The following is a 13,199-nucleotide window of genomic DNA, read 5'->3' on the forward strand; positions in this document are numbered from 1 at the left end:
GATGGACGAGAACAAAAAGCGTGCCCTGACCGCCGCCCTGAGCCAGATCGAAAAGCAGTTCGGCAAGGGCTCCGTCATGCGCATGGGCGACCGTGTCATCGAGGCCGTCGAGGTCATCCCGACCGGTTCGCTGATGCTGGACATCGCGCTCGGCATCGGCGGCCTGCCGAAGGGGCGTGTGGTGGAGATCTACGGTCCGGAGTCCTCGGGCAAGACCACCCTGACCCTGCAGGCGATCGCCGAATGCCAGAAGAAGGGCGGCACCGCTGCCTTCATCGACGCCGAGCACGCGCTGGACCCGATCTACGCCGCCAAGCTGGGCGTGAACGTGGACGACCTGCTGCTGTCCCAGCCGGATACCGGTGAGCAGGCGCTGGAAATCGCCGACATGCTGGTCCGTTCCGGCTCGGTGGACATCGTGGTGGTCGACTCGGTCGCCGCGCTGACCCCGAAGGCCGAAATCGAAGGCGAAATGGGCGACCAGCTGCCGGGCCTGCAGGCCCGCCTGATGAGCCAGGCGCTGCGCAAGCTGACCGGCAACATCAAGCGCTCCAACACGCTGGTGGTCTTCATCAATCAGCTGCGCATGAAGATCGGCGTGATGATGCCGGGCCAGAGCCCGGAGGTGACCACCGGCGGCAACGCATTGAAGTTCTACGCCTCGGTGCGCCTGGACATCCGCCGCATCGGCGCGATCAAGAAGGGCGACGAGATCATCGGCAACCAGACCAAGATCAAGGTCGTCAAGAACAAGCTGGCGCCGCCGTTCAAGCAGGTCATCACCGAAATCCTGTACGGCGAAGGCATCAGCCGCGAAGGCGAGCTGATCGACATGGGCGTGGAAGCCAAGCTGGTCGAGAAGGCCGGTGCCTGGTACAGCTACGGCGAAGAGCGCATCGGCCAGGGCAAGGACAACGCCCGCGGTTACCTGCGTGACAACCCGCAGGTGGCCCAGCGCCTGGAAGCCGAGCTGCGCGAGAAGTTCCAGCCGGCCGAGGCTGCCCGCGAGAGCGGTGACAGCGACGGTGACGACGACGCCGAGTAAGTTTCCTGCGGGGCAGGGCAGCGCCGTCAGTGACGCTCGCCCTGTCCCGGGGGTTCAACCTTCCCCCGACGGGGGGAGCGCCACGGACGGCGCATTTCATCGAGGTGCCCATGCACGACCCAGACGCCCCGGCACCCGGCCGCAAGCGCCGCGTCCGTGAACAGACCCCGGTCCAACGCGCGCTTGGCCTGCTGGTACGCCGTGAGCATTCGCGCAAGGAATTGACCCGCAAGCTCACTGCCCGCGGCATCGAAGGCGACGCCGCCACTGCCGCCGTGGACAAGCTCACCGAGGCCGGCTGGCAGGATGACACCCGCTTTGCCGAGAACCTGGTCCGCATCCGTGCGAACACCGGCTATGGCCCCCTCCACATCCGCGCCGAACTGGGCACCCATGGGCTGGACAGCGAGCAGGTCGCCGCCGCCATGGACACCTTCGAAGGCGACTGGACAGAGAACGCCCGGGACCTGGTCTGCCGCCGCTTTGGCGAGGCGGGCCCCCAGGAGCTGCCCCAGCGCCGCAAAGCCGCTGATCTGCTGGCCCGCCGTGGGTTTGATGGCGACACCATCCGCCGTGCCACCCGCTACGACCCGGATGACTGAAGGGCGCGCAGCGCGCCCGTCACCCGGACGTGTCCCGGGGGCCCGGGCCTGATACCCTTTGTGGTTTCGGCGGTCCTGCTCTCGACACCCGGCCATTGGGGCTGTGTGCGAAGGACCGGCCGGCCCGCATGAAGCCAGCCCCCATGAACGCACCCGTCAAATTCACTACCTCCCAGATCCGCAGCGATTTCCTTGAGTTCTTCAAGGGCAAGGGCCACACCATCGTGCCGTCGGCACCGCTGGTGCCGGGCAATGATCCGACCCTGTTGTTCACCAACTCCGGCATGGTGCAGTTCAAGGACGTGTTCCTTGGCGCCGAGAAGCGCAGCTATGTGCGCGCGGCGGACGTGCAGCGCTGCCTGCGGGCCGGCGGCAAGCACAACGACCTGGACCAGGTCGGCTACACCGCGCGCCACCACACCTTCTTCGAAATGCTGGGCAACTGGTCGTTCGGCGACTACTTCAAGAAGGACGCCATCGCCTGGGCCTGGGAGCTGCTGACCCAGGTCTGGAAGCTGCCGGCCGACCGCCTGCTGGTCACCGTCTACCAGACCGATGACGAGGCCTACGCGCTGTGGCGCGACATGGTCGGCATTCCGGAAGAACGCATCGTGCGCATCGGCGACAACAAGGGCGCGCCGTTTGCCTCGGACAACTTCTGGCAGATGGCCGATACCGGTCCGTGCGGCCCGTGCACCGAAATCTTCTACGACCATGGCGACCATATCGCCGGTGGCCCGCCGGGTTCGCCGGATGAAGACGGCGACCGCTACATCGAAATCTGGAACCTGGTGTTCATGCAGTTCGACCGCCAGCCGGACGGCACCCTGGTGCCGCTGCCGGCGCCGTGCGTGGACACCGGCATGGGCCTGGAACGCCTGGCCGCGATCCTGCAGCACGTGCATACCAACTACGAGATCGACCTGTTCCAGGCGCTGATCCGCAAGGCCAGCGAACTGACCGGCATGGCCGACCTGGAGAACAAGTCGCTGCGCGTGATCGCCGATCACATCCGTGCCTGTTCGTTCCTGATCGTCGACGGCGTGCTGCCGTCCAACGAAGGCCGCGGCTACGTGCTGCGCCGGATCATCCGCCGCGCCCTGCGCCATGGCTGGATGCTGGGCGTGCGCCAGCCGTTCTTCAGCAAGCTGGTGCCGACCCTGGTCGAGCAGATGGGCGAGGCCTACGCGGAACTGCCGGCACAGGCCGACACCGTGGTGCGTGCGCTGCAGGCCGAGGAAGAGCGCTTCGCGCAGACGCTCGATTCGGGCATGAAGATCTTCGACGACGTCGCCGCGCAGGTGACCAATGGCGTCATTCCGAGCGCGGATGCCTTCCGCCTCTATGACACCTACGGCTTCCCGCTCGACCTGACCCAGGACATCGCGCGCGAGCGCGACCTGACCGTGGACATCGACGGTTTCAATGCCGCAATGGAGAAGCAGCGTGAGGACGGCCGCAAGGGCGGCAAGTTCGGCGGCGGCGTCACGCTGTCGGCCGAGCTGGTCGCCACGCTCAAGCCCACCACGTTCCTGGGTTACGACCGCCTGCAGGCCGACGGCCTGACCGTGGTGGCGCTGCTCAAGGACGGGCGCCCGGTGGACGCGGTGCAGGCCGGCGACGAGGTCATCGTGCTGACCGACCAGACCCCGTTCTATGCCGAATCGGGTGGCCAGGTGGGCGACACCGGCAGCCTGGCCGGCAACGGCGTGCAGCTGCAGATCACCGATACGCAGAAGTTCGCGGGCCAGTTCCACGGCCACGTCGGCACCGTCACCCAAGGCAGCCTGAAGCTGGGCGATGTGCTGGGCGGTGTGGTGGACGACCAGCGCCGCGGCGCCACCATCCTCAACCACTCGGCCACCCACCTGCTGCACGCCGCACTGCGTGAAGTGCTGGGCACCCACGTGCAGCAGAAGGGCTCGCTGGTGGCACCGGACCGCCTGCGCTTCGACTTCTCGCACTTCCAGCCGATCAGTGCCGCGGACCTTGCCGTGATCGAGCGCAAGGTCAACGAGCAGGTGCGCGCCAACAATGCGGCCGAAGTGCACAACATGGGCATGCAGGAAGCGCTCGATTTCGGCGCGATGGCACTGTTCGGCGAGAAGTACGGCGAAAACGTGCGCGTGCTGAAGATGGGCGATTACTCCACTGAACTGTGTGGTGGCACGCACGTAACGCGCACCGGCGACATCGGCCTGTTCAAGATCACCTCCGAAGGCGGCGTGTCGTCGGGCGTGCGCCGTATCGAAGCGGTGACCGGGCAGGGCGCGCTGGACTACGTGGCCCACGAAGAAGCCCAGCTAGCCGAAGCGGCCGCGCTGCTCGGCGGCAATGCGGGCGAAGTGGTCGACAAGATCCGCCAGCTTGGCGAGCGCCAGAAGAAGCTGGAACGCGAACTGGAGGCCATGAAGGCCAAGCAGGCGGCGGGCGCGACCGCCGACCTGGGCACTGGCGCAGTTGAGGTCAAAGGCGTCAAGGTGCTGGCCGCGCGCCTGGAAGGTTTCGATGCCAAGGCACTGCGCGAAGCGATCGACCGCCTCAAGCAGCAGCTGGGCGATGCGGTGATCGTGCTGGCCGGCACGCAGGACGGCAAGGCGGCCCTGGTCGCCGGCGTGAACGGCAGTGCAACGGGCAAGGTAAAGGCCGGGGAACTGTTGTCCCACATCGCCAGTCAGATCGGGGGCAAGGGCGGCGGCCGCCCGGACCTCGCCCAGGGTGGTGGCGAGGACGGGCCCGCCCTTGCTTCTGCACTGGCTGCCGTCGTCGACTGGGTCACCCCTCGTATCTGAACGCCTGAATCCTCCTGCTCCTTGATGGCGCAGGAGGGCTGACGGTACTATGGCTAATCTTTTCCCTTTGTCGTGTGGCGTTCCTTGGCTGGGCGCCGAGCCGGTCGGGAAAATCCACCGGTTCCCTGGAGACTTGCAAAAATGTTGATCCTGACTCGCCGTGTTGGCGAAACCCTGATGATCGGTAACGACGTCAGCGTCACCGTGCTCGGCGTCAAGGGCAATCAGGTGCGTATTGGCATCACCGCCCCGAAGGACGTGGCCGTGCACCGCGAAGAGATTTACCAGCGCATCCAGCGAGGCGACGAGCCGAATGCATCGGGAAGTGAAAATTCTTCCGATTAAGGCTTTACCTCGGGGTGTGAAAAACGTTATTCTTCGCGCCCCCGCTGAGAAGAAACATCGAAGCGGCGGAACCAGAATACTGGAGCGGTGCCCGAGTGGCTGAAGGGGCTCCCCTGCTAAGGGAGTATACGGCCAAAAACTGTATCGAGGGTTCGAATCCCTCCCGCTCCGCCAGTTGTAGAAAAGGCCTTCGTACGCAAGTACGAAGGCCTTTTTCTTTGTGTGCTGTTGCCGCAGCGTTGACGTGTTGCCCGCACGCCGTGCACTGGCATTCTGCGAGGGTGGTTGCTCCCCCGCACCCGGAGTCGCCGTGAACGCACGTCGCCACTTCCTTTCCGCCGCCGCTGCCGGTACCGCCGCATTGGCCAGTTCACCGTTGCTGGCGCAGTCCGGCGCCGCCGCGCCCGGCAGCGTGCTGCCAACACGTGGCCGCAGCGCCGCGCAGCCGCTGGCCACCCACGCCGCCGGCAAGGGCGGGCGCTTTCGGCCGCGCACGCGCCTCGGGCTGGGCGGGGTGGCCATCGGCAACGGCTTTGCCCCAGCCACCGACGCGCAAAGCGAACAGACCCTGGCCGCAGCCTATGCCGCAGGCGTGCGCTACTTCGACACGTCGCCCTGGTATGGCCTGGGCCTGAGCGAACGGCGGATGGGGCATCACCTGCACAACCACCCGGTGGGTGAGTACACGCTGTCGACCAAGGTCGGTCGACTGCTGACCGCCACCGCTGGCGAGCTGCAGGACACCATGTGGAAAGACCCGTCGCCGTTCCACTACCGCTATGACTATTCCGCCGACGGCGTTCGTCGTTCGGTGGAAGACAGCCTCAACCGGCTGGGGGTCGCGCAGCTGGATGTGGTCTTCATCCACGACCTGTCGCCGGATAACGAGAAGGACCTTGGCATGCCGTGGGAGCAGCGCTTCGCCGAGGCGGCCAAGGGCGCGATGCCCGCGCTGACCCGGATGCGCGAGGAGGGTCTGATCAAGGGATGGGGTTTTGGCGTGAACCGCCCGGAGCCGGCGCTGCGCGCGATCCAGGAAGCCGATCCTGACATCTTCCTGCTCGCCTGCCAGTACTCGCTGCTCGACCACGATCAGGCGTTGCACGACACCTTCCCGGCCATCGCCCGGCACGGTGCGTCGGTGGTGGTGGGTGCGCCGCTGCTCGCCGGCTACCTGGCCGGCCGCGATCGGTACCTCTACGACGGCAAGGTGCCCGAGTGGGCGCCGAAGAAGCGTGCGGCCGTGCAGGCCATCTGCGACCGCCACGGCGTCGATCTGCGCACCGTGGCGTTGCAGTTCGCGGATGCGCCAGAGGTCGTGTCCGCGGTGATTCCGGGTGCACGCACGCCCGGACAGGTGCAGGCCAACGTGGCGTCCATGTCGGTGGCGATCCCGTCCGCGCTCTGGGCGGAGTTGAAGCAGGCGAAGCTGATTGCCGACGACGCCCCGGTGCCCGGGTCCTGAGCCCAGACATGACAACGCCCCGATCAGCTCGGGGCGTTGGTGAGGGCCGCTGCGGTTACAGCGGCAGGTCGAACACCAGCACTTCGGCGTCGCTGGCATTTTCCAGGGTCACCTGCGCTTCGTCGGTGATCTGCAGCGCGTCGCCGGTGTCCAGGGTGATGCCGTTGACCTGCAGCTGGCCGCGGGCAACCTGCACATAGGCGCCGCGGCGCGGGGCCAGGGCCAGGTGGGCGCGGTCGTCGCCGTCCAGGATCGTGGCGTAGATGTTGGCGTCCTGGTGGATCAGCAGCGAACCGTCACGGCCATCCTTCGAGGCGATCAGGCGCAACTGGCCGCGCTTGGCGTCCGGGGCGAAATGCGTTTCCTGGTAGCTCGGGGCGATGTTCTCGGTATCCGGGAACAGCCAGATCTGCAGGAAATGCACGGTCTCGTCGGCCGAGTGGTTGAACTCGCTGTGGCTGACCCCGCTGCCGGCGCTCATGCGCTGCACGTCGCCGTAACGCAGCACCGAGCCGGTGCCCATCGAGTCCTTGTGCTCCAGCGCGCCGCCCAGCACGTAGGAGATGATCTCCATGTTGCTGTGGCTGTGGGTGCCGAAGCCCTGGCCGCCGATCACCTTGTCTTCGTTGATCACGCGCAGCGGGCCGAAGCTGGTGTAGCGCGCGTCGTAGTAACCGGCGAAGGAGAAGGTGTGCTGGGAGTTCAGCCAGCCATGGTTGGCCTGGCCACGGGTGGCGCTCTTGCGGATCTGCAGCATGGTGGTTCTCCTCGGGTGTTCGATGGTTTCGATGGCGGTCCGGGGCGGTGTTTGCTGTCCCTTTCCTGTTGGCGCCAGTATCCGCTTGCGCCTGCCGCTTGAAAAACGGATAGTTTTGCAAGCCATCATCGAAAAATTCGAATGCTCAAGCTCAGCCTCGACGCCCTGCAGATCCTGGATGCCATCGACCGCCGTGGCTCGTTCGCGTCTGCCGGCAAGGAGCTGCACAAGGTGCCCTCGACCATCTCCTACACCGTCTCCAAGCTGGAGCAGGACCTGGGGGTGCAGCTGTTCGACCGGATCGGCCCGCGCGCGCATTTGACCGAGGCCGGGGTCGCGCTGCTGGACGAGGGCCGGCACCTGCTGCGCGCCGCCCGCGAGCTCGAGATGCGGGTACGGCGGGTGGCTTCCGGGTGGGAGGCCGAGCTGACCGTGGCGGTGGATTCGCTGTTCCAGCCGGCGCTGCTGGCCGAGGATGTGCGGGCCTTCAGCACGGTCGCCGAGCAGACCCGGATCCGCCTGATCAGCGAAGCCCTGTCGGGTACGTGGGAGGCGCTGCTGGACCGGCGTGCGGATCTACTGGTCGGCGCAGCCGGGGAGGGCCCCAGTGGCGGTGGCTACGTGGTGGAGCCGCTGGGCGTGGTGCGGTTCGTGTTCGCGGTGGCGCCGGGACACCCGCTGGCGGTGCTGCCGGAACCACTCGGGCGGGAACAGCTGGCCGCGCACTGCGCCATTGCCGTGGCCGATTCCGCGCGCCGGCTGCTGCCGCGCACGGTCGGGCTGCTGATGGGGCAGGAGACGGTGACCGTGCCCGATACGGTCAGCAAGTTCCGCCTCCAGTGCGCGGGGCTGGGCTTCGGCTTCCTGCCCGAACCCTATGTGCAGGCAGCGGTGGCGGAGGGGCGGCTGGTGGTGCGGCAGGTGGAGGAGCCCAAGCCGGACGAGACCTTCTGGCTGGCCTGGCGCACCGGCGAGGAGGGGGCGGCGCTGCGCTGGTGGCGCGAGCGGATGCGCCAGCCGGGGTTGATGGAGGGATGGTGGGGGCAGATGTCGGCATGGCTGTGACCGCCGATGGCTGAACCCCGGCTGGGGTGTCACGATTTGGTCATCTGGTTGCGGTAGAGCGCCCGACGCGCCGTCGCTACGCTGCGCGGCTCAATGTGAACTCCTGTGCCCATGAAACGCCTGCTGCTGCTCGCGCTGGCCGGGGCCGGCCTGTGGCTGGCCGCGTGCTCATCGCTCACCTCATCCGCTGCCTCCACCTCGCTCAGCGACCGCCTGGTCGCGCCCGGCGGCGTTTCCACGCTGCTCGATACCGCGCGCATCGCCGAAGCGGTGGAGGCGGTCCCCAACCGCCATGGGTTCGTGACCGGCCGCGCCGGCGTGCCGCTGTTCTGGCGCGCCTTCGATCCGGGCCGCTACGGGCTGCGCTATCACTACCTGGCGCAGCAGCATGACAACGGCGAGCCCCTGAACACCGGGCTGCAGCTGGCCCTGCCGCAGCCGTTCCAGCCGCAGGCGCCGCGTGGCACCGTGGTGCTGCTGCACGGCTGGATGATGAATGGCGATTCGATGCTGCCGTGGTCGCTGCAGTTGGCCGAATCCGGCTACCGGGTGGTGACCATCGACCTGCGCAACCATGGCCATTCCGGTGCCGGGCCGTCGGGCTACGGCACGTTCGAATCCGATGACGTGATCGATGTGATCGACGCGCTGCAACGCCGCGGGGAAGTGGTCGGGCCGCTGTACCTGTTCGGCGTGTCCTATGGTGCGGCCACCGCGCTGTTCACCGCCGACAAGCTGGGCGACCGGGTCACCGGCGTGGTGGCGATGGAGTCGTTCGCAAATGCCGGCGATGCGATCCGCAGCATGATTCCGCACCTGATGTCGCTGCAGCCCACCGCGTGGAAGGCGCAGGCGATGGCCGCCTACGGTCGCTGGCGCTATGGCGGGCAGGACATCAACGCGGTGATCGCCGCTGCCAGCCAGCGCCTGGACCTGGATCTGGACACGGTGGACGTGGCCCGTGCGCTGGCCGATACGCGCGCCTGCGTGCTGCTGCTGCACGGCCAGGATGACGCACACGTGCGGGTGGACCAGGGGCGTGCGCTGGCCGCCGCCAGCCCGCGCGTGCATTACATCGAGATGCGTGGCGAAGACCACATCACCCTGCCACTTCGGCTGGACCTGCTCGGCGGCGTGGTCGACGACTGGCTGGCGCATGACGAGCATGCCGGTGGCCGCTGCCCGGCGCCGGAGATCCCGCGCGAAGCGGACCGGATGGCCATGTCCGCAGTACGTGTCGGCGACCCGATCCGGTCATGAACGCACACACGAAAAAGGCAGCCCGTGGCTGCCTTTTTTCGTCTTCGATGCAATGGTGCGCCCGGAGAGATTCGAACTCCCGACCGCCTGGTTCGTAGCCAGGTACTCTATCCAACTGAGCTACGGGCGCGTCAACAGGAGCGGAATTATGCGGATCGACGCCGCATCCGTCAACGCTTTTGTGAAGGACTTCATTCAAATGAATGAAAAAGTGCCTTCACCACGGCCTCCGGCGACTTCATCCATGCGAAGTGATCTGCCCGGGTTCCCAGTGCGCCTGCGGGCAGGACCGACAATGTGGAAACGACCAGGGGCAGCTTCACCAGCAGCCCCTGCATCGAGCCCGGCGGAGCGAACCAGTCGTCGGCCATCACCACCGCGCTGGCCTGGCCGCGCAGTCGCCGCATGCCGCCCTCCAGGTCCGCGTGGATGCCGGTGCCGGCGTAGTGGTTGTTCAGGCCCACGCGTGCCCAGTCGCGAATCAGGCCACGCGCCTCGGTGCCCCCGAAGCCGAGCCGGCGCCCGTGCAGGACGCCCTGGCGCTGCGCCAGCCAAGGCAGGAACCGGTACACCAGCGGCAGGGCCCAGCAGCGCGGGGCGGGGAACGTTCGCCAGAACGGGGTGCCGGTGGCCACCAGCCAGAACCGGGCGAACAGGTCCGGGTGCTGCCCGGCGAACACGCAGGCCAGCTGCCCGCCCAGGCTGTGCCCGCCGATGATCAGCGGCACGTTGCCGTGCAGGCGCACCGCCGCCAGGCTGGCTGGCAGGTCCTGCTCGAGGATTTCCCGATAGCCCCAATCCTGCGTGCGCGACGGGCGCAGGCTGCTGCTGCCGTTGCCGCGCCACTCGTGCAGGAACACGCTGATGCCGCATGCCGCCAGTGCATCGGCGAACGCCTGGTAATTGCGCGCCGACACGCCCAGCGCCGGCAGCCACAGCAGCTGCGCGCGCGGCTGCGCGGGCACGCGCCCGATCAGTTCGAAGCGATGGCCATCGTCGCTCTGGACCGGTACCGCCAGCGCGCGCGTCATGCCGGCCGCGCCGCGCCGAAGTGATCCAGCACCAGCACTTCGCTGCGGCCGGGCGTGTAGCCGCCCTGCAGGCCACGCGCGACGTAATCGATGGCGGCTTCGCAGGCGTTGGGCAGCGACAACCCGCAGCACAGCTGCGCGGCGATCGCCGAGGCCAGCGTGCAGCCGGTGCCGTGCGCGTCTACCGGCAGGCGGGCGTGGCTGAACTCCTCGCGGGTGACACCATCGAAGTAGCGATCGATCACGCGCGCGCCTTCGGCCATGTGGCCACCCTTGAGCAATACCGCACCGGCGCCGAGGTCGAGCAGTGCGATGGCGGCATCCTCCGCGTCATCGGCGCTGACGATACGACGGCCGAGCAGCAGTTCGGCTTCCGGGGTGTTCGGGGTAAGCAGCGTGGCCAGCGGCAGCAGCCGCGTGCGCAGCGCGTCCAGGGCGCTGTCTTCGAGCAGGCGCGCACCACTGGTGGCCACCATCACCGGATCCAGCACCACGTGGGTGGGGCGATGCTTTTCCAGCGCGTCGGCGACCAGACCGATCACCTCGGCGTTGGCCAGCATGCCCAGCTTGACCGCATGGATGTCGAAATCGGTAAAGCAGGCGTCGATCTGCGCCTGCAGGAAATCCAGGGGCGGCACGTGGACGGCGGTCACGCCGCGGGTGTTCTGCGCGGTGAGCGCGGCAATCGCCGACAACCCGTGCACGCGGTGCGCGGCGAAGGCTTTCAGGTCGGCCTGGATGCCGGCACCACCGCCGGAATCGGAACCGGCGATGGTGAGGACGGACACGGGGGTGGAAGGGCTCATTTCGCGATTGTGCCATGCCGCCCCGGACGTAGCGGCAGCCACGCAGGGCGTGGCGCTACCCGCCGAAGCCGCCGTTGAACTGCAGCTCGGAGAACTCGCCACTGGTCGGATCGAACAGCGCGCCCCAGAACTGGTTGCCACCATCGCACACGCGGATCGCTTCGCGCGCGGGGTCCATGTCGCCGTGGTCGGGCAGGTGGAAGGCGTTGAGGTAGATCAGCTTGCGCCCTTCCACTTCGATGCCGACATACTGGCGGTCGAAATCGGTGACGTTGGGTACCTGCGCTTCCAGTGCGGGCAACCGGCTTTCCAGCTGTTCGATCTGCTGGCGGCTGGGTGCCCAGTAGCCGGTCACCCGCCCCGGCGTCTGGCCGGGGCTGGGACGGGAGCAGGTATCCAGGACCTGGGCAACCACCAGCGGGCGGGTGACCACCCACGACTGGCCGGTCTTGACCGCCGTCGGCACGGTGGCGCCGGGGCGGGTGTTGGCAGGCGTGCAGGCAGCTGCCACGGCCGCCAGCGCCAGTGGCAGCAACGCGCGGGACAGGGAACGGTTCACAGCACCTCCGAAGCGTAATCGGCCAGGCGCGAACGCTCGCCACGGCGCAGCGTGATGTGCGCGCTGTGCGGCCAGTTCTTGAAGCGGTCCACCGCGTAGGTCAGGCCCGAGGTGGTTTCGGTCAGGTAGGGCGTGTCGATCTGTTCGACGTTGCCCAGGCAGACGATCTTGGTGCCGGGGCCGGCACGGGTGATCAGCGTCTTCATCTGCTTCGGGGTGAGGTTCTGCGCCTCGTCCAGGATCAGGTAACGCGACAGGAAGGTGCGGCCGCGCATGAAGTTCAACGAGCGGATCTTGATCCGGCTGGCGATCAGGTCGTTGGTCGCCGCACGGCCCCAGGCGCCGCCTTCCTGGGTGTGGGTGAGCACTTCCAGGTTGTCGGTGAGCGCGCCCATCCACGGGGTCATCTTTTCCTCCTCGGTGCCGGGCAGGAAGCCGATGTCCTCGCCCACGCTGACCGTGGCGCGGGTCATGATGATTTCGCGGTAGCGCTGCTGGTCCATGGTCTGGGCCAGGCCGGCGGCCAAGGCGAGCAGGGTCTTGCCGGTGCCGGCGGTGCCGAGCAGGGTGACGAAATCGATCTCCGGGTCCATCAGCGCGTTGAGCGCGAAATTCTGCTCGCGGTTGCGTGCGCTGATGCCCCATACCGCATGGCTGCCATGCCGGAAATCGTTGACCAGCGACAGGATCACCTTGCCGCTGCCATCGACCTTGGCCACCCGCAGTTCGACTTCATCGTCGCCCGGCAGGTAGGCGTACTGGTTGGGATGCCAGTCTTCGTCATCCTTGGCCAGGATTTCGTAACTGGTGCGGCCCTTGTCGCTCCAGCTGCGCAGGTCGTCGGTGTGCTTCTTCCAGAAGTCTTCCGGCAGCTCGGTGGCGCCGGTGTAGAGCAGGCTGAAATCGTCCAGCGCGCGATCATTCTCGTAGTCTTCCGACACGATCCCGGCGATGGCCGCCTTGATCCGCAGGTTGATGTCCTTGGAGACGAACACCACCGGAATCTCGGGAACCTGTTCCTTCAGGGCCAGGATCGCGCCGAGGATGGCGTTGTCCGGGATGACCGCGCCGAAGCTCTTGCCGGCATCGAAATGGCTGGTCTGGAAGCGCAGCAGGCCCACGCTCTGCTTGCCGCGCAGCTGCAACCCGTTCGGGCGCTGCAGCGGAATGCCGTCGGCCAGGTTGTCCAGGCCCGAGGCCTGCACAAGCTCGTTGAGGAAGCGGCTCACCTGGCGGGCGTTGCGGCTCGCTTCGGACGTGCCCTTCTTGCCGTTGTCCAGCTCTTCGATCACCTGCATCGGCAGGTAGACATCATGCTCCTCGAACTTGAACAGCGCGGTTGGATCGTGCATGAGCACGTTGGTATCCAGAACGTAGATGCGCTTGCCTCGGGTCATCGTCATTTCCTGGTGGCAGAACAGGGACAAGCCATCACGACCTGCAGGGCAGGGTGATGGCCATTGTGGGGTACA

Annotated in this window: 12 protein-coding genes and 2 tRNA genes; 8 read left to right on the top strand and 6 right to left on the bottom strand. The window is 67.2% G+C overall.

Annotated elements, in window-relative coordinates; all coding sequences use genetic code 11:
• The first annotated feature begins 1 nt into the window (after position 1).
• The 6 genes from recA (at position 2) to ACQG3P_RS14235 (ending at position 6,249) form a co-directional block, all read left to right on the top strand.
• The gene (gene recA, locus ACQG3P_RS14210; RefSeq protein WP_068850903.1) at positions 2-1,045 is read left to right on the top strand and encodes a recombinase RecA; all 1,044 of its coding nucleotides are present in this window, start codon (positions 2-4) and stop codon (positions 1,043-1,045) included.
• 110 nt (positions 1,046-1,155) lie between these two features.
• The gene (gene recX / locus ACQG3P_RS14215; protein WP_426805443.1) at positions 1,156-1,647 is read left to right on the top strand and encodes a recombination regulator RecX; all 492 of its coding nucleotides are present in this window, start codon (positions 1,156-1,158) and stop codon (positions 1,645-1,647) included.
• A gap of 143 nt (positions 1,648-1,790) precedes the next feature.
• A complete protein-coding gene (alaS, locus tag ACQG3P_RS14220) occupies positions 1,791-4,439 on the top strand; it encodes an alanine--tRNA ligase (protein ID WP_426805444.1) in 2,649 nt (882 codons plus the stop codon).
• Positions 4,440-4,580: 141 nt separating this feature from the next.
• Complete coding sequence (gene csrA / locus ACQG3P_RS14225) at positions 4,581-4,784, top strand: carbon storage regulator CsrA (protein WP_068850911.1); 204 nt, start codon at positions 4,581-4,583, stop codon at positions 4,782-4,784.
• A gap of 81 nt (positions 4,785-4,865) precedes the next feature.
• Positions 4,866-4,958 (top strand) — tRNA-Ser (locus tag ACQG3P_RS14230).
• 136 nt (positions 4,959-5,094) lie between these two features.
• A complete protein-coding gene (locus ACQG3P_RS14235; RefSeq protein WP_426805445.1) occupies positions 5,095-6,249 on the top strand; it encodes an aldo/keto reductase in 1,155 nt (384 codons plus the stop codon).
• A gap of 55 nt (positions 6,250-6,304) precedes the next feature.
• Here the strand turns inward: ACQG3P_RS14235 and ACQG3P_RS14240 are convergent, their stop codons facing one another.
• Entirely contained in the window at positions 6,305-7,006 is a 702-nt protein-coding gene (locus tag ACQG3P_RS14240) for a pirin family protein (RefSeq protein ID WP_068850916.1), read from the bottom strand.
• Between the two features lie 141 nt (positions 7,007-7,147).
• On the opposite strand from ACQG3P_RS14240, the gene ACQG3P_RS14245 reads away from it, so the two are divergent.
• Positions 7,148-8,071, top strand: coding sequence for a LysR family transcriptional regulator (locus ACQG3P_RS14245; protein ID WP_426805446.1), 924 nt, complete (start codon positions 7,148-7,150; stop codon positions 8,069-8,071).
• A gap of 111 nt (positions 8,072-8,182) precedes the next feature.
• Positions 8,183-9,331 (top strand): alpha/beta fold hydrolase, encoded by a 1,149-nt coding sequence (locus tag ACQG3P_RS14250; protein ID WP_426805447.1) that lies wholly within the window; start codon positions 8,183-8,185, stop codon positions 9,329-9,331.
• Between the two features lie 53 nt (positions 9,332-9,384).
• On the opposite strand, the gene ACQG3P_RS14255 is transcribed toward ACQG3P_RS14250, so the two are convergent.
• From ACQG3P_RS14255 to ACQG3P_RS14275, 5 genes are all read right to left on the bottom strand, one after another.
• Positions 9,385-9,461 (bottom strand) — tRNA-Arg (locus ACQG3P_RS14255).
• Between the two features lie 61 nt (positions 9,462-9,522).
• Positions 9,523-10,362 carry an alpha/beta fold hydrolase gene (locus ACQG3P_RS14260; protein ID WP_426805448.1) on the bottom strand — a complete coding sequence of 280 codons (840 nt, stop codon included), beginning with the start codon at positions 10,360-10,362 and terminating at the stop codon, positions 9,523-9,525.
• Positions 10,359-11,168, bottom strand: coding sequence for a bifunctional hydroxymethylpyrimidine kinase/phosphomethylpyrimidine kinase (gene thiD / locus ACQG3P_RS14265; protein ID WP_068850928.1), 810 nt, complete (start codon positions 11,166-11,168; stop codon positions 10,359-10,361). Before thiD ends, ACQG3P_RS14260 begins: the two co-directional genes overlap by 4 nt.
• Positions 11,169-11,223: 55 nt before the next feature.
• Positions 11,224-11,727, bottom strand: coding sequence for a hypothetical protein (locus ACQG3P_RS14270; RefSeq protein WP_426805449.1), 504 nt, complete (start codon positions 11,725-11,727; stop codon positions 11,224-11,226).
• A complete protein-coding gene (locus tag ACQG3P_RS14275; RefSeq protein WP_068850934.1) occupies positions 11,724-13,124 on the bottom strand; it encodes a PhoH family protein in 1,401 nt (466 codons plus the stop codon). Before ACQG3P_RS14275 ends, ACQG3P_RS14270 begins: the two co-directional genes overlap by 4 nt.
• Positions 13,125-13,199 lie beyond the last annotated feature (75 nt).

Origin of the sequence: Stenotrophomonas sp. SrG (assembly GCF_050031795.1) — a bacterium.
Lineage (GTDB): Bacteria > Pseudomonadota > Gammaproteobacteria > Xanthomonadales > Xanthomonadaceae > Stenotrophomonas > Stenotrophomonas rhizophila_A.